Genomic DNA, 16,505 nt, shown 5'->3' with positions numbered 1-16,505 from the left:
CGGATAGCTCCTTAGTGAAGGCTCGGGAGAAATTTTCGGCCGGTGCGGCCCTGGCGCTAGGCGCGCTCCTGGTCCAGCTCATCGAGCAGCCGCGTCAGCGCGTCCAGGTCGGCGGGCTTGACCAAATGCTGGTCGAATCCCGCCGCCAGCGCGCGGCGGCGGTCCTCGGGCTGGCCGAAGCCGGTCAGCGCGACCAGTTTGGCGCCGCGCAGTTCGGGCAGCGCGCGCAGCCGGCGCACGGTTTCAAAGCCGTCCATGGCCGGCATGCCCAGGTCCAGCAGCACCAGGTCCGGGCGCGCGTCGCTGGCGCGCGCCAGCGCGCTGGGGCCGTCGGGCGCGGTCACCACGGTGTGCCCCATGGCCTGCAGCGCCATCGTCATGGCCTCGAGCGCGTCGACGTTGTCGTCCACCACCAGGATGCGGCGCGGCGCGCTGCGCCGCGGGCCGGCCTTGCCGGAACCGGGATGCCAGTTCTGCCACGGCTCGACCGGCAGCATTACGGTGAAGGTGCTGCCCTGGCCCGGACCGGCGCTGAAGGCGCGGATGGTGCCGCCGTGCAGCTGCACCAGCTTTTGCACCAGGGTCAGGCCGATGCCCGGCCCGTCATGCGGGAAGGCGCTGTGCGCTGCCTCGGTGGGGGCGTCGTGCTCCCCGGCCGGATCGTGCGGGGCCAGCGGATCGAACAGTTGCCGCTGCAGTGCCGCGGACAGCCCGGTGCCGTTGTCGCGCACGCGTACCGTGACCTGCCCGCCCGAGACCGCATCCGGCACGGTCTCCGGCGCGCTCTCGTCGAAGCTGGCTTCGACCGAGATCACGCCGCCGGCCGGGGTGTACGCGGCCGCGTTCTGCAGCAGGTTGCTGAAGATCTGCGTCAGGCGCACCAGGTCGCCGCGCACCGGCAGCGGCTGTTCGGGCAGCGACAGCCGCAGCGTGTGCCGGTAGGCGTCGAGCACCGGACGCATCGCTTCCACCGCGGTATTGAGCGCGGTGCGCAGTTCCACCAGGTCTTGCCGCAGGGTGATGCGGCCCTGGTTGAAGCGCGAGATATCGAGCAGCTCGTCGACCAGCCGGGTCAGGTGATGCAACTGCCGGCCGATGATGTCGCGCGCGCGGAACATGTCCTCGCGCGTGGGCGCGAGCTGCTGCAGCAGGTCGGCGGCACTGCGCAGCGGCGCCAGCGGATTGCGCAGCTCATGCGCCAGCATCGCCAGGAACTGGTCCTTGCGCCGCTCCTCGTCGCGCAGCGTGCGTCCGGCGCGATTCTGCAGCGTCACATCCTGGCAGATCCCCGCAATGCGCAACGGCGGACCGCCCGCCGCGGCTTGCGCGCCCTCGGCGTCGTCGGCGCCGCCACGGCCGCGCATGGGAAAGGCGCGCGCGCGGACTTCGCGCGCCTCGCCGCCGGGCAGGGCCAGGGTGAATTCGATATCCATGCTGCCGTCGCGCAGCATGCTGTCCACGGCGGCTTCCACGCGCGCGCGGTCGGCCGGCGCCACGCGTTCCAGGCACCGGCGCGGGTCGGCCATCAACTGCTCGGCCGAGTAGCCGCACACCGTCGTCAGCGACGAACTGGCGAACAGCAGCCGCCGCGTCGACGGATCCAGGATCCACACCACATCCGCCAGCGATTCGGCCAGCTGGCGGAACATGTCCTCATGCTCGTGCAGGGCGCGCGAGGTGCGGTGATAGGCGTCTTCGGCACCGCGCAGGCGCAGCAACGCCTGGATGCTGGACAGCAGTTCCTCGGGTTCGGCGGGCTCGACCAGGTAGCCGTCGGCGCCACAGTTCAGCGCCTCGACGCGCTGGCGCGACTGGGCCAGCCCGGGCGAGGTCAGCAGCACCAGCGTGCGCGCCGTCTGCGGCTCTTCTTTCAGCAGGCGGCACACTTCCAGGCCGCTGATATCGGGCAGCTTTGCCGACAGCAGCACCAGCGACGGCGCGTGCTGGCGCACCAGCGATAACGCCGAGTGGCCGGTGACGGCTTCGATCACCGAGAATCCACCGCGATGCAGGATGCGGCTCTTGACGTAGCGGGGTCCTTCGCGATCCTCGACGTTCAGGATCAGCGGGGCGCGGTTGGCTTGCGGCTTCATGGCTGCACACTGAGCGGCGCCGCGGGGCGCGCCCCCGATGAGCGGCAGCAGGCAGCGGCCGGGCCGTGTAAATGCGCGCCGGGCACGACGCCGCGCGTGTAAGGCTTACCACGGTGGCGCGCACTGCCTTTGAAAATCCTGCAATCCCCCATCCCCCAGATCATCGCCGTCCCCTTGTTCATCAAGATGGCCGCGGAGTTTTGCGCGGGCCGTTCCGCTTCGCCGTGGCAAGACGCGTGCCGGCCTGGCAACGTCGTGGGCCGCGGGGACAGCGCGGGGCGGCATGCCGGCATCGAGACCGGCCGGGCCGGCGGGCAGGCTGGCGGGCTAGCGCCGCGCCGCCTCGCCGCTGTGGGCCTCGGCGCTGGGCGAGGTGCCCCCATGCGGGCCGGTGGAGCGCGGCGCTTCGGCAGCCTTCTGCGGGATCTTGCCGGGCTCGGTCCAGCCCTTGTAGTCGGTGCCCTTGCCAAAGCGGGCGGCAATGCGGTCCTGCACCGCGGCCAGCGCGTCGGCTTGCTGCTTGGCGGTTTCGGCTTCCTTGGCCTTCTTGGCTTCGGCTGCCTGCTGCTGCTCGGGCGTGGGAGGGGGCAGCTTCGCCTGTACCGGTGCGGCCGCGCAGGACAGCATGGCGCAGGACACCAGCAGGCGGCGCAGGCTGCGGCGGCTGCGCGGGGCCGCGCCGGTGGTGCCCGCGGCGCGCAGGTTCGCGATTATCTTGAGTGAGGGCATGGTCTGTCTCCGTAGGGCGTTGCCGGCCCGGCGCGGTTTGCTGCGGGGATCGCGCCGGGACACGCTCGCCACCAAAGGGCAAGAAATATGCCGCCGGCCATGGCCGCGACAGCCGGCCCGCGCAGGGGCTAGCCGGCCCGGGCCAGCCGTGCCGCGGCGCGCGTGATGGCCTGCCGGGTGCCGGCGTAGTCCGCCCACGGGTCGGCCGCCTCCAGCGCGTCCAGCCGGGCTTCGACGTTGGCGACGGTCCATTGCGCGGCGCTGGTCAATGTGTCCAGTTCCTCCCACGCGACCGGAATCGAAACGCCCAGCCCGGGCCGCGCGCGCGCCGAGAACGCCGCCACCGTGGTGGCGCCCATGCCGTTGCGCAGGTAATCGATGAAAATCTTGCCGACCCGGTTGCGCGCGCCGCTCTTGGCGACGAAGCGCTGCGGCAGCGTCGCGGCCACATGCAGCACCACGTCGCGCGCGAAATCCTTCAGCTCGTCCCAGCCCGCGCGCGGCGTCACCGGCACCACCACGTGCAGGCCCTTGCCGCCGCTGGTCTTGAGGAAGCTGGCCAGACCGAGCTCGTCCAGCAGCGCCTTCATCAGCGCGGCCGCCTCCTGCACCTGTGCCCACGGCACGCCCTCGCCGGGGTCGAGGTCGAAGATGATGCGGTTGGGCCGGTCGATGCTGCGCTTGCTCGCATTCCAGGTATGGAATTCCACCACGTTGAGCTGCGCGGCCGCGACCAGCGCCTCGGCGGAGGCGATCTCCAGCAGTGCGGGATGTCCGGGCCACAGGCCGGGATCCAGCACGTTGAGGCCGTCCACGCGCAGCGTGTCGCTGTGGCGCTGGAAGAACTGCTCTCCGCCCACGCCCGATGGCGCCCGCACCATCGCAATCGGTCGTCCGCGCAGGTGCGGCAGCATCAGCGGCGCGGCGCGTTCGTAGTAGCGCACCAGTTCGCCCTTGGTCAGGCCCGACCCGGCATCGATCACGCGCTCGGCGTGGCTGATCGAGACCTTGCCGCCCACCGCGGTCTGGCGCTTTGCTGCGCCCGCCTTTGAGCCGGGCGCAGGCCTGCCTGCTGGCCTGTCCCGCGTCGTGGCTGCGGCCTTGCCCTTGCCCGCGGGCGCCGCCGCCTGCTCGACCGAAACCGCGCCGGCGGGCTTGTCGGTGCGCAGGCCGTGGAACACCGCATGGCGCACCCGGCCTTCGCGGGTCCAGCTGCCGAACGAGACTTCGGCCACCAGCCTGGGCTTGACCCAATGCCCGCGCACGCCGGCCGGCACCGTGTGGAATGGCGACGCATCGGCGCGCAGCGCATCCAGCTGCGCGCGCAGCGCGTCGAGCGTGCGGGTGTCGAAGCCGGTGCCGACATTGCCGGCATAGCGCAGGCGCCCGCCACTGTCGTGCACGCCCAGCAGCAGCGAGCCGATGCCATTGCGGCTGCCCTTGGGATCGGTAAAGCCCGCCACCACGAATTCCTGGCGCAAGGTGCATTTGAGCTTGATCCACGTATTGCTGCGCGCGCTGACGTAGCCGGAATCCACGCGCTTGCCGATCACGCCTTCCAGCTTCATGCGGCAAGCGGCGTCGAGCATGTCGCCGGCGCTGGCTTCGAAGTCTTCGCTGAACTGCAGTCGCGGCGAGGTGTTGTGCTGGAAGATCCGGCGCAGCAGCGCGCGGCGCTCCACCAGCGGCACCTTGCGCAAGTCATGGCCGGCGAAGTAGGGCAGGTCGAAGGCAAAATACTGGATGGCTTCGACGCGCGAGGTATCGAAGGCATTCTGCAAGGCCTGGAAGTCGGTCTCGCCGTGCTTGCCGAGCACTACGATCTCGCCGTCGAGCCAGCCGTCGGGCAGGCCCAGCGCGCCGACATCGCGCGCCAGCGCGCGCAGCTTGCTGGTCCAGTCATGGCCCTGGCGCGTGAACAGCCGCACATCCTTGCCGTCGACGCGCGCCAGCAGCCGGTAGCCGTCGAACTTGATCTCGTAGCGCCAGGCGGCGGCGTCGGGCGGCGGCTTGTCGACCAGGGTCGCCAGCTGCGGCGCCAGCGCCAGCGGCAGCGCCGCACGCGTCGCGTCGGGCGGCGGCTTCAGCGCGCGGATGGCGTCATGCGCTGCCGGTGTCGTCGATCGGTCCGCTGCGGCCGGCTCTGCCGCCTTGCCGGCGCCGGTGCGCCTGGCCGCGGACTTGCGCTGGGTGCCGCCCAGCACGCTGTCGGGCATGGCCTCGACCACGTCGAACTCCGACGCCGGCACCGCGGCGTCGTCGCGCTCCTTGATCAGCAGCCAGGCGTCCTGCTCTTTCTGCCGGCTGCCATGCATGCGCACCAGGGTCCATTGGCCGTGCAGCTTTTCGCCGCGCAGCTCGAACTTGAGCTTGCCGCTGCGGTAGCCGGCCTCGGGGTCGCCGACCGGGACCCATGTGCCGCGGTCCCAGACGATCACCGTGCCGGCGCCATAGTGACCGGCCGGAATCACGCCCTCGAAGCCGGCGTAGTCCATCGGATGGTCTTCCACATGGACCGCCATGCGCTTGTCGGCGGGGTCCAGGCTGGGCCCCTTGGGCACGGCCCAGCTCTTGAGCGTGCCGCCCAGCTCCAGCCGGAAATCGTAGTGCAGCCGCCGCGCCGCATGCTTCTGGATCACGAACGACAGCGCCGCGGCGCGCTGGCGCGGTGCGGCGCGGGCAGCGGCGCCGCTGGGCTCGGGCGTGGCGCCGAAGTCGCGCATGCGGCGGTATTTTTCCAGCGCCGCGGGCATGCCCGTGGTCGCTGCCTCGCCGCGTGCCGCCGGGCGGGCGCTGGCGGCGCGCCTGTTTGTGGGCCTGTTTGTGGGCCTGGTCGCGGGCTTGGTCGTGGGGCTGGTTGCTGACTTGGTTGCAGGCTTCGCCGAGGGCTTCGCCGCGGTCGTCTTGCCGGGCTTGCCGCCCGTCCTGGCGGCAGGCTTCGCCGCGCGCTTGCCAGCGGTGCGCGAGGCGTGCGAGGTGATCTTGGCCATGGCGGTCGCCGGTTGCGTCGATGCATCCAGCTTAGGCAGCACCTGGCCGCGCTGAAATCGGCGCCCGTCCTACATGCCGCATCGCGCGCGCAAGCCGGAACGGCACGGCTACGGCCATCACCGCGATGCGCCCCCGGCGCCATGTGGTTCTTACCAGGCGTTGTAAATCTGCCGTGGACGTCATGCCTGGGCGCCGCGGTCACAGCGGCTCCGCGACGGGAACGCTCCTTGCGACTTCCCACCGATACGCCCGGCGCCGGGCCGGGCCTCCCCACCGGAGGAAGCGGCAGATGAAACCCACCTTGAAGAGAATCAGCTCGCAGGTCATGGTGCTGACCGGCGCCAGCAGCGGTGTTGGGCTGGTCACCGCGCGCAAGGCGGCGCAGCAGGGCGCGCGCCTGGTGCTGGTGGCGCGCAGCGAGGGGTCGCTGCACCAGCTGGCGGAAGAACTGCGCGAGCAGGGCACCGAAGTGATCACCGTGGTCGCTGACGTCGGCCGGCACGAAGAGGTCGGCAAGGTGGCGCATGCCGCGATCGAGCGCTTCGGCGGCTTCGATACCTGGATCAACAACGCCGGCGTGACCATCTTCGGCCGCCATTGCGATGTGCCGCTGGAAGACCAGCGCAGGCTCTTCGACACCAACTACTGGGGCACAGTGCATGGCTCGCTGGCGGCCGCGGCGCACTTGCGCGAGCGCGGCGGCGCCATCATCAACATGGGCAGCGAGGCCGCCGACGGCCCGATGCCGCTGCAGAGCGCCTACTCGGCCTCGCAGCATGCGATCAAGGGCTTCACCGATTCGCTGCGGCTGGAGCTGGAGCAGGAGCAGGCCCCGGTCAGCGTGACCCTGATCAAGCCCGCCGGCCTGGAAACCCCGCTGGCCATGCACGCCAAGAACTTCCTCGACGTCGAGCCGCGCCTGCCGCCGCCGCTGTATGACCCCGCCATGGCCGCCGACGCGATCCTGTTCGCCGCGGAAAACCCGCGCCGCGAGCTGTTCGTCGGCGCCGCGGCCAAGGCCTTCTCGGCCGCCGCGTACCATGCGCCGCACACCTTCGATCGCTTCATGCGCCGCTTCATGGGGCGCGCGCAGCAGACCCGCCATCCGGCCGGCCCGCTGGAGGACAATGCGCTCTACGGCAGCGGCAGCGGCCTGCAGGAACGCACCGGCACCCGCGCCGCGCTGCATTCATGCCCGTACACCACCACCGCGCGCTACCCCATGCTGACCACCGCGCTGGTGGTCGGCGCCTCGGCCGCGGTCGCGGCGATGGTCCAGCTGCGCCGCCGCTAGCGAGCGCCCCCGCCGCGCGGTGGCGGTGACGGCCGCCGCGCGGCACGCCGCCGGTCCGCTTGCCACCGGGAACGGGCCGTGGCCTGAGTCACTATATCGGGTGGCGCATGGGCCGCCAGCGCCTATCATTGACTGGAATGCCCGCGCTCGCGGGCATTTGGCCCTGTGCGCCGGCACGGGCCGATGGCGGCCCGCGATGCGGGCCGGACCACCGTCAATACAACCCTGGCGAAGGTGCTCATGTCCGGGCTGCAAGCGTCACCCGAGGTTCGCGCAATTCCCCTGGAAGCGTCCGGCGGCTCGCCCGCGGACGATGACCCCCTGCAGCTGGTGCAACGATACCGGCGCCTGCTCGACGCGGTGCAGGATTGCGCGGTATTCGAGCTCGATGCGCACGGCGTGATCGTGGCGTGGCCCGAACCCGCGCGTGGGCTGTTCGGCTACAGCGCCGCGGAGATCGCCGGCAGCCATGTGTCGCGGCTGTACCGTACCGAGGATGTCGATGCCGGCCTGCCGCAGCAATGGCTCGACGCGGCCGCGCAGGCCGGCCAGGCGCACGACGAAGGCTGGCGCGTGCGCCGCGACGGCAGCCTGCTGCGCGCCAGCTGCGAGCTACGGCGCATCGACGCCGCCGACCTGCCCGCGACCGCGCCCGCGGCAGCAGGCGCGTTTGCCGACGGCGCAGCGGGCGCCGGCTTTATCGTGTCGTGCCGCGACACCACGGTGCAGCAGGCCGCCGCCGACCATGCGCGCCTGTCCGCCGACAAGCTTCACCTGCTGGCGGACAACCTGCCCTGCACCGCGGTGTGCGAACTCTCCCTCGACGGCACCATCCGCAGCTGGAACGCGGGCGCGCGCGCGCTCGCGGGCCACAGCGCGGAAGAAGCGGCCGGCCAGCCGCTGGCATGGCTCTATACCCGCCAGGATGCCGCCGCGGGCCGTCCGCAGGCCGCGCTGGAGGCGGCGCGGGCCTGCGGGCAATGGGCTGGCGAAGAACGCCTGGCGCGCAAGGACGGCTCGGTGGTGCGCTGCGCCACGCGCATGGTGCTGGTGCGCGACGCGGCGGGGTGCCCGGAAAGCCTGCTGTGGACCGCGCGCGACCTGAGCGACGCGCTGCGGCTGGAATTGCTCGATGCAGGCAATCGCCGGCTGCAATCTTTCCTGGCCATCCTCGGCCACGAGCTGCGCAATCCGCTGGCGCCGGTGCGAAACGCCGTGGAAGCCATTGCGCTGACGCCAGACACCGGGCCGCGCGTGCGCCGCTGCGCCGAGATCATCGACCGCCAGCTGCGCCAGGTGGAGCGACTGGTCAACGACCTGCTCGATGTCGGGCGTGTCGCCGCCGGCAAGATGAAGATGGAGCTGACGCCGACGCCGTACCACGACGTGGTGAGCACCAGCCTGGAGGCGATCCGTCCCACGCTGGAAGCGTCGGGCCAGCAACTGGTGGTGGCCCTGCCGGAGGAGTCGCCATACGTGCGGGCCGATGCTGCGCGGCTCGGCCAGGTCTTGCTGAACCTGCTCAGCAACGCGGCCAAGTACACCCCGCGCGGCGGTACCGTGTGCGTGCACGTCAGCGTCGAGCCGGCGCGCGTGATCACCGCGGTGTCGGACACCGGCCGCGGGCTGGAGCCGGCGGCGCTGGACCGGATCTTCAACCTGTTCGCGCAGGAGGGCGACGCCGGCAGCCGCAGCGGCCTGGGCATCGGCCTGGCGCTGGCCAAGGCCATCATCGAGGCGCATGGCGGCGCGATCCAGGCCGAGAGCGCGGGTGTGGGCAAGGGCAGCACCTTCACCGTGATTCTGCCGCGCGCCGCCGCGCGGGCGGCCGAGCCCGCCACGCTGGCGCGGGGCAAGGCGCCGCGCCGGCGCGTGCTGGTGGTCGATGACAATGCCGACTCCGCCGACAGCATGGCCGAGCTGCTGACCCTGCTCGGCCACGAGGCCCGGGCGGTGCACGGGGGCCAGCAGGCGCTGAGCGTGGCCGCGGCGTTCCGGCCCGACTGCGTGCTGCTGGACCTGCAGATGCCCGACATGTCGGGCTATGAAGTCCTGGAAGCGCTGCGCAAGGATTTGCGCGGCCGCGCGGTGCAGTTCCTGGCGCTGTCTGGACGCAGTACCGCCGAGGACCTGCGCCGCAGCAAGCAGGCCGGCTTCGATGCCCACCTGACCAAGCCGCTGTCGATCGAGGCCTTGTCGCGGGCCCTGGCCCGGCCGCTGCCGGCAAGGCCCGCGGGCCCGGCGCCTCACAGGGAGCGGTAGGCGTCGAGCCGGTTGTAGAGCGTCTTCAGGCTGATGCCGAGAGCCCGCGCGGCCTGGCGCTTGTCGCCGTCGAAGCGCGCCAGCGTCGCCATGATGATCTCACGCTGGGTGTCGGCCAGGGTGGTGCCGACGCGCACGTTGACCACGCCGTCGACGGTGGTGGGCCGCGGCGCCTGCGTGGCGAGGTTGGGGTTGCCGATCTCCACCACCTTGTCGGCGAGGATAAAGGCGCGGTAGACCGCGTTCTTCAGTTCGCGCACGTTGCCGGGCCAGTCGTAGCGCACCAGGCGGTCCAGCGAACCCGCCGAAAAGCTCTTGTCGGTGCGCTCCATCGCGTTGTATTCGGCCAGGAAGTGGCGTGCCAGCGGCACGATGTCGTCGGGCCGCTCGCGCAGCGGCGGGATATGCAAGGGGAACACCGCCAGCCGGTACAGCAGGTCCTCGCGCAGCTGGCCGCCGCGCACGGCTTCCACGGGGTCGCGGTTGGTGGCCGCCAGGATGCGCACGTCGGTGGCGATCAGCGTATCGCCGCCGACGCGGTGGAAGGTGCGGCCCTCCAGCACCCGCAGCAGCTTGATCTGCATCTCCAGCGGCATCTCGGTGACTTCGTCCAGGAACAGCGTGCCACCCTGGGCCTGCTCGAAGTAGCCCGCCTTCTGCTCGATGGCGCCGGTAAAGCCGCCTTTTTCGTGGCCGAACAGTTCGGATTCGATCAGCGTGGGCTGGATCGCGCCGCAGTTGACGGCAATGAAGGGGCCGTTGCGGCGGGCGCTGCGTTCATGCACCGCGCGCGCCACCACCTCCTTGCCCGAGCCGCTTTCCCCCACGGCCAGCATGGTGACATCGGTGGGCGCCACGCGCTCGATCTGCGCCAGCAGGCGCTGCATCGCGGGCGCGGTGCTTTCCCACAGCAGCGACACCTGCGACGGCACGGCGCGGCGCGGCGCGGGTTCGCTGGCCGGCGCGGTGCCGGCGGCGTGGCTGGAAGCGGCGGCGGCGCTGCTGCGCCGCGAAGTGCTGGCGGTCACTGGCACGGGTTGCGGGCCCGAAATCGGCCGATCGAGGGTTGCAGGCAGCGGGTTGCCGGGAGAAGTTCCTATGCTAGCCTTTGGCGTGAGGGCTTGCCATAGCGGCGCGCGCCTGCGCGGCAACTTCCGACAGCTGTGTCAGACGGACACCGGCAACGACCGTGCCTGCCCGGGCTTAGACTGGCATTACGCAGTGTGGACCCGCCCCCGCGGACCCGAATCCGCAGTCAGGGCCGTGCCCTCCTGTGCCTGCCCATGGCTGTCGTGCGCGCCACGCATGAGGCGCGCCGGCGGCTTTTCCGCACACCCGGTGCCAGTCGGCGTTGCGGTTGCGGAAGGCAGCGCCCGGAAGAGTTGCCTTGAGTTCCCATTAGGTCTCACTGACGGATCGTATGCCCCACATCCTGATTGTCGATGATGACGAAAACGCATGCGCCGCGCTGGCCGAGATCGTAGCCATGGAAGGCTTCACCTCCGCCACCGCCGGCACCCTGCGTGAAGCGCGGCTGCAGATCGGCTGGCGCATGCCGGAAGCCATCGTGGCCGACCTGCGCCTGCCGGACGGCAACGGCATGGAGCTGTTCGAGGAGGTCGGCGCCTCCGGGGTCGAGGTGATCCTGACTACCGGCTACGCCAGCGTGGAAAGCGCGGTGGAAGCGCTGCGCGCGGGCGCGACCGATTACCTGGTCAAGCCCATCAACGTCGCGCGCCTGCAGACCGTGCTCAAGCGCCTCGCCACCACCGGCGAACTGCGCGCCGAGATCCATTCGCTGCGCGGCGAATTGCGCCGCTACGGCCGCTTCGGCCGGCTGATGGGCAGCTCCGAGGTGATGCAGGCGGTCTACGACCAGCTGGCGCGCGTGGCGCCGACCGAGGCCACCGTGCTGCTGATCGGCGAAAGCGGCACCGGCAAGGAGCTGGCCGCGCAGACCGTGCACGAGCTGTCTGCGCGGCGGCGCCAGCCGTTCCTGGCGGTCAACTGCGGCGCGATCTCGCCCACGCTGATCGAAAGCGAGATGTTCGGCCACGAGCGCGGCAGCTTTACCGGCGCCGACCGCCAGCACAAGGGCTATTTCGAGCGCGCCGACGGCGGCACGCTGTTCCTGGACGAGATCACCGAGATGCCCGCCGAGCTGCAGGTCAAGCTGCTGCGGGTGCTCGAGACCGGCACCTTCATGCGGGTGGGCACCAACCGCGAGTGCCATGCCGACGTGCGCGTGCTGGCGGCGACCAACCGCAATCCGGAAGAAGCGGTCGCCGACGGCAAGCTGCGCGCCGACCTGTTCCACCGCCTCAACGTGTTTCCGGTGGAGCTGCCGCCGCTGCGCGCGCGCGGCGACGACGTGATCCAGATCGCCAACATGATGCTGGACCAGCTCAATGCCGAGCAGGGCGTGCAGCGGCGCTTCGCGCCCAATGTGCTCGACAGCCTGCGCCTGCATGCGTGGCCGGGCAACGTGCGCGAGCTGCGCAACTTCGTCCAGCGCGCCTTCATCATGGCCGACGATGACCTCATCACGGAGGCGCAGGTGCCGCTGCAGGTCGTGGCCACGCAGGCGCCGGGCGCGGCGGTGGTGTCGGTGCCGGTGGGGATGTCGCTGGCCGACGCCGACCGCCAGCTGATCTTCGCCACGCTGGAGCAGTGCGCGGGAGTCAAGAAGCACGCCGCCGAGATTCTCGGCATCAGCCTGAAGACTTTGTACAACCGGCTGGAAGATTATGCCGCCCGTGGCGAATTGCCAGAGTGGCTGCGGGCCTCGCGCAACGACTCGGGCCCGTCGGCAACCGGGTGACGGCGTGCGCGAGCGCTTGCGACCACGGGGGTGGCGGGCATGCGCGGCGGGCCCGGGGACCACTCTGGCGCGCGCAGCACGTTTCTTGCTTCCCAGCAGGGCAACGTCACCGGCCGATCCGGCCAGCCATGTCCACTGGCCAGTGCGGCCGCCTTGCACATGACGCAGCTATTTCCGCCGTCCGGCTCGCCGGGCACCCCTGAGCCAGATTCAGCGCAGCCGTCGGACGCGCGGGCGCCGAGCGCGCAGGCCGCGGCCGGCAACGGCAGTGCCCAGCCGGTGCGCAGCGTGCAGGAGGTCAGCACGCTGATCGAGCAATCCGCGCATGACCTGCGCTCGTCGCTGAACGCCATCCAGAGCTGGGCCTATGTGCTGGACCGCGCCTTCGATACCACGCCGGCGCCGGCGCAGCGCGCGCTCGACGGCATCCGCTCCGGCATGCAGCAGCAGCTCGCGCTGATCGAGGAAATGGAAGAGGGGGTGCGGCTGCTTGCCGACGAGACCCCGCCGCGCTGGCAGCAGCTGGACCTGCGCACGCTGGCGCTGCAGGCCATCGCCGACCGGCGCCAGGCGGCCGAGGCGCGCGGCGTGCTGCTGTCGCCGCTGAGCGCGGACGGGGCCGCGATCCGGTCGCAAGCTGCGACCGCATCCACCGCGGCATCCACTGCGCCGGATGCCGCCGCCTACCAGATCGACGGGGATGCCATGCGGCTGGCGCCGTTGCTGCGGCACCTGCTGGTGCACTGCATCTGGCGTGCGCCCGCCGGCGGCGCGGTCAGCCTGCACCTGTTCAGCGAGCCCGACTACGTCAAGCTGCGCATTACCGAGAGCCCGCCGCTGGATTCGCAGCGCAGCGCCAGCCGGCTGGCGGCGCTGACCGACTTCTTCGGCCGCCGCCCGCCGCACGGCGGCGAGCCGCCGTCCCGGCAAAGCAGCGCACTGCTGCTGACGCGGCGCATGGTGGAAATGCACGGCGCCGTGCTGAGCGCCGAGAGCGACGGCTGCGACAGCGACAAGGTCAGCGTCTGCATCGCGGTCCGGTTCCCGCGCCATATGCGCCCCGCCTGAAAGCGGCCGTGCCGCCGATTTCGATGTAGTTTTTACCAGGCCGGCGCCAACGCTACGCGTACCACTTGCCCGCGACGCCAGCGCGCCGCCAATGCGCGCCACGGCACGGCAGCGTTGCCACGCGCGCTGACAGCGCGTGCATTCGCGCAGGGTCGCCGGCAAGGTTCTGGCCCGCCCCTTGCATGGATCAAGCACCCTAAACCAAGGAGGGAACAACCATGCCCAACGCCAGCCGCAAGTCCGCCCAGGCCGAGCAGGTTGCTCAGAAGCCGTCCCGGGCCAAGTCCGCGACCGCGACGCGGTCCGCGCAGTCCACCAGGGCCACGCCATCGGCGCGCGCCGGCACCGCGCCGGCCGCCCGCAGCAGCGGCCCGTCCGCGGGCAAGGGCGCCGCCGGCAAGCCGGCCGCGGGTACCAGCCCACGCGGCAAGGAAGCCAAGACCTACCAGGCCGCGGTCGACGATTCGCTCGAGATGACCTTCCCGGCCAGCGATCCGATCTCGCCCAGCGCTGCCATGCACGCCGAGAAGAAAACGCAGACCGCGCGCGACGACGTCGACTGGAAGCTCAGGGAAGGCAGCCAGGAGCAGCCGGTAGGCGCGAAGCCGGCCGGCCAGCGCAAGGGTGCCGCCGCGGAGTCGGGGCGCTCGGCCAAGCCCGCGGCAAAGACGGGTGCGAAGGCAGGTGCGAAGGCGGGCGAGATGCCGGCCACCAAGCCGGCCACCAAGCCAGCCGCGAAGACACCGGCCCGGACCGCCGGCAAGTCCACGGCCAGGTCCGCCACGGCCAAGCCGGCCGCCAAGCCCGCTGCCAAACCCGCAGCCAAGCGCGCAGCCAGGCCTGCCGCGAAGACCGGGGCAGCGGCCGCGGGCAAGGCCGGGACCAGGACCGCGGCCAAGTCCGCCAAGCCGGGCAAGTCGGCCAAGCGCTGAGGAGCGTGCCTGCCCCCTTTAGTCCACCTTGAGTCCACGCGCCGCGGCGTGGCTGCCACCAGCCCCGCCGCGGTTCCGACCACATCGATGAACGAAAAGGAGCCACCATGTCCGCCATTATCGCTGGCCGCTTCGACAGCTTCGCCACCGCCGAAACCACCGCCAGCCGGCTGCGTGCGCAGGGGTTTGCCGACCACGACCTGAACCTGTTTTACGTGAACCCGCCCGGGCAGCATGCCGCCTATGCCATCGGCGGCGACCACGCCGCCGACGCTGGCGCGCGCCGATCGGGCGCGGGCGCCATCGGCGGGGTGCTGATCGGCGCTGCCGTGGGCGCCGCGGTCGGCGCGGCGCTGGTGGCCGCGCTGGACGCGACGCCACCGCTGTCGATCCTGGTGCTGGTATTCGCTATCGGGCTCGGCGCCTACCTGGGCTCGCTCGCGGGTGCGCTGGCGCTGGCGCGCCATGCCGGGCGCAACCCGCGCACCGGCCAGCCGCCAGTGCGCAATGCCGGGGTCGTGCTGGCGGCGCACCTGACCAGCCCCGACACCGCCACCGCGGACACGGTCGCGACCGTGTTGCGCCAGGGCGGCGCCAAGGATGTCGAGCGCGCCGACGGCGACTGGGTCGATGGCCGCTGGGCCGACTTCGATCCGCTGGTGCCGCCGGTGCCGGCCGAACCGCGCGAACGCCGCTAGCGTGCCGCATCCGCGCGCTGCATTTCGCACTTCGCCCAACCCGCTACCCGCGCAGCCAAACGGAGGTATCCATGAATCCAGTCCAACCTGAAACGCCCGGCGCCGAACAGCCGCACGGCGCCTCGATCGTGGGCGGCATCGACCGCAATTCGCCGGGACCCGGCCCCTTCGTGATGGCGGCCGACACGCTCGAGGGCAACAAGGTGGTTGACCCGGCCGGCGACGACATCGGCACCATCGACCACATCATGATCGACGTGCTCGGCGGCCGCGTCGCCTATGCCGTGCTGGCCATGGGCGGCTTCCTCGGCATCGGCGAAAAGCTGTTCGCGCTGCCGTGGTCCGCGCTGACGCTCGACACGCGGCGCAAGTGCTTCGTGCTCGGCGTGGAGAAAGACCGGCTCAAGGCCGCGCCGGGCTTCGACAAGGACCACTGGCCGACCATGGCGGACTCGCAATGGGCCACCAGCATCCACCAGTACTACGGCATCTCGCCGTACTGGGAGGCCGACCGCTATGATCCCTGGGGCTGAGCGCGGCTGGTCGGGCCATTGACGCAACGCTGACGACAAGGCGCCGGAGCAAACCTCCGGCGCCTTGACGTTCAGCGTTGGCGTTCAGACCTTGTGGTTCACCTGCCCGGCGGGCTTGTCGGCCGGATCGGCATGGCTGCCGCTGCCGGCGGGCTGGCCCTGCGGTTCGGGCGCAGGCGGCTGCCGCGTCGACAGCGCGTTATGCACGCCCAACACCCCGGGGCTTACCGCCGCGGCTTTTTCCACGCGCTGCGCGGTCGCGACGTCGTCCACGCAGCCGCGCACGGTCACGCGCCGGTCGGCCACCTCGAGCGTCACGCCGTCGGGAAAGCGGCCGTCGAAGGCCGCGGCAATTTCGGCGTGCACGGCTACGCGCAGGGCATCATCGGCGGAAGGGTTTGCGCTCATCGCGGCTCCTGGTCGATGCGGCTTCAGCGCGCGGGCGCCGAAGGGGTGGAGATCGACGCCAGCGTCTCGCCGGACTCGCGCGTGTCGGCACCCTTGCTGGCGAGGTCGCCCAGCGACAGGATGCCCACCAGGGTGTGGTCGTGGTCGAGCACCGGCAGGCGCCGCACCTGCGCGGCTTCCATCTTGTGCTGCGCGTCTTCGAGCGATTCGTCTTCGAGGCACCATTGCACTTGCGGCGACATCGCAGCGGCCACGCGCGTGGCCTGCGGCGGCTGGCCGCTGGCGATGGCGCGCACGGTGATGTCGCGGTCGGTCAGCATGCCGACCAGGCGCCGGCCGTCGCAAACCGGCAGCGAGCCGACGTGCAGGTCCGCCATCAGCTGCGCGGCATGCTGGATGGTCTCGTCGGGAGTGATATACGCCGGCTGGCGCGTCATGATGTCGGCGACCCGGCGCGGCGCGCGGGGTTGCGTGGCAGGGGACTGGAACATGGGTGGCTCCGTTCGCTGGCGGGACCGATGCCGGGTGCGGATCGGGCCCTGGTCAACAGGGAGGCGACTGGCCCCCGGCGCCGGGAGTCGCCGCTTCGTCGTGGCATGCGGCGCAAGAAGCGTTCCCGTCGCCCGCGTGCGCCCGCGCGCATCAACGCGGCCACGCCGCAGGCAAGATTTATCAC

General features: G+C 71.4%; 14 protein-coding genes. 8 read left to right on the top strand and 6 right to left on the bottom strand.

Features of this window, described 5'->3' with window-relative positions; all coding sequences use genetic code 11:
* Positions 1-56: 56 nt before the first annotated feature.
* The 3 genes from CBM2586_RS28130 to ligD form a co-directional block, all read right to left on the bottom strand.
* Positions 57-2,093, bottom strand: a complete 2,037-nt coding sequence (locus tag CBM2586_RS28130; protein ID WP_115691119.1) for a hybrid sensor histidine kinase/response regulator — start codon at positions 2,091-2,093, stop codon at positions 57-59.
* A gap of 327 nt (positions 2,094-2,420) precedes the next feature.
* Positions 2,421-2,822, bottom strand: a complete 402-nt coding sequence (locus tag CBM2586_RS28125) for a hypothetical protein (protein WP_115691118.1) — start codon at positions 2,820-2,822, stop codon at positions 2,421-2,423.
* Between the two features lie 128 nt (positions 2,823-2,950).
* Positions 2,951-5,575, bottom strand: coding sequence for a DNA ligase D (ligD, locus tag CBM2586_RS28120; RefSeq protein ID WP_240987941.1), 2,625 nt, complete (start codon positions 5,573-5,575; stop codon positions 2,951-2,953).
* Between ligD and CBM2586_RS32240 the strand changes: the two genes are divergently transcribed.
* From CBM2586_RS32240 to CBM2586_RS28110, 3 genes are all read left to right on the top strand, one after another.
* Positions 5,544-5,867 carry a hypothetical protein gene (locus CBM2586_RS32240; RefSeq protein ID WP_240991482.1) on the top strand — a complete coding sequence of 108 codons (324 nt, stop codon included), beginning with the start codon at positions 5,544-5,546 and terminating at the stop codon, positions 5,865-5,867. The genes ligD and CBM2586_RS32240 overlap by 32 nt on opposite strands.
* 235 nt (positions 5,868-6,102) lie before the next feature.
* A complete protein-coding gene (locus CBM2586_RS28115; protein ID WP_115666066.1) occupies positions 6,103-7,107 on the top strand; it encodes an SDR family oxidoreductase in 1,005 nt (334 codons plus the stop codon).
* 240 nt (positions 7,108-7,347) lie between these two features.
* Positions 7,348-9,369, top strand: coding sequence for a hybrid sensor histidine kinase/response regulator (locus tag CBM2586_RS28110; RefSeq protein ID WP_115666542.1), 2,022 nt, complete (start codon positions 7,348-7,350; stop codon positions 9,367-9,369).
* Here the strand turns inward: CBM2586_RS28110 and CBM2586_RS28105 are convergent.
* Positions 9,354-10,403 carry a sigma-54 interaction domain-containing protein gene (locus CBM2586_RS28105; protein ID WP_115666067.1) on the bottom strand — a complete coding sequence of 350 codons (1,050 nt, stop codon included), beginning with the start codon at positions 10,401-10,403 and terminating at the stop codon, positions 9,354-9,356. The genes CBM2586_RS28110 and CBM2586_RS28105 overlap by 16 nt on opposite strands.
* A 386-nt stretch (positions 10,404-10,789) precedes the next feature.
* Here CBM2586_RS28105 and CBM2586_RS28100 point away from each other — a divergent pair, with 386 nt between their 5' ends.
* The 5 genes from CBM2586_RS28100 to CBM2586_RS28080 all read left to right on the top strand — a co-directional run bounded on the left by CBM2586_RS28100 (position 10,790) and on the right by CBM2586_RS28080 (position 15,421).
* Entirely contained in the window at positions 10,790-12,190 is a 1,401-nt protein-coding gene (locus CBM2586_RS28100; protein ID WP_115691114.1) for a sigma-54-dependent transcriptional regulator, read from the top strand.
* Positions 12,191-12,349: 159 nt separating this feature from the next.
* The gene (locus CBM2586_RS28095; protein ID WP_231942672.1) at positions 12,350-13,258 is read left to right on the top strand and encodes a sensor histidine kinase; all 909 of its coding nucleotides are present in this window, start codon (positions 12,350-12,352) and stop codon (positions 13,256-13,258) included.
* 218 nt (positions 13,259-13,476) lie between these two features.
* A complete protein-coding gene (locus tag CBM2586_RS32470) occupies positions 13,477-14,190 on the top strand; it encodes a hypothetical protein (RefSeq protein ID WP_115691112.1) in 714 nt (237 codons plus the stop codon).
* 107 nt (positions 14,191-14,297) lie between these two features.
* Positions 14,298-14,888, top strand: a complete 591-nt coding sequence (locus tag CBM2586_RS28085; RefSeq protein WP_115691110.1) for a hypothetical protein — start codon at positions 14,298-14,300, stop codon at positions 14,886-14,888.
* A gap of 71 nt (positions 14,889-14,959) precedes the next feature.
* Positions 14,960-15,421: a PRC-barrel domain-containing protein gene (locus CBM2586_RS28080; protein WP_115691108.1), complete on the top strand. Its 462-nt coding sequence runs from the start codon at positions 14,960-14,962 to the stop codon at positions 15,419-15,421.
* Positions 15,422-15,505: 84 nt separating this feature from the next.
* Here the strand turns inward: CBM2586_RS28080 and CBM2586_RS28075 are convergent, their stop codons facing one another.
* Positions 15,506-15,829, bottom strand: coding sequence for a BON domain-containing protein (locus tag CBM2586_RS28075; RefSeq protein WP_115691106.1), 324 nt, complete (start codon positions 15,827-15,829; stop codon positions 15,506-15,508).
* Positions 15,830-15,852: 23 nt separating this feature from the next.
* Positions 15,853-16,320: a CBS domain-containing protein gene (locus CBM2586_RS28070; RefSeq protein ID WP_115666072.1), complete on the bottom strand. Its 468-nt coding sequence runs from the start codon at positions 16,318-16,320 to the stop codon at positions 15,853-15,855.
* Between the last annotated feature and the right edge of the window lie 185 nt (positions 16,321-16,505).

The sequence above is a fragment of the Cupriavidus taiwanensis genome (genome assembly GCF_900250115.1).
GTDB lineage: Bacteria > Pseudomonadota > Gammaproteobacteria > Burkholderiales > Burkholderiaceae > Cupriavidus > Cupriavidus taiwanensis_B.
The sequence above is the reverse complement of the archived record's forward strand: the minus strand, read 5'-3'. Positions and strand labels throughout refer to the sequence as shown.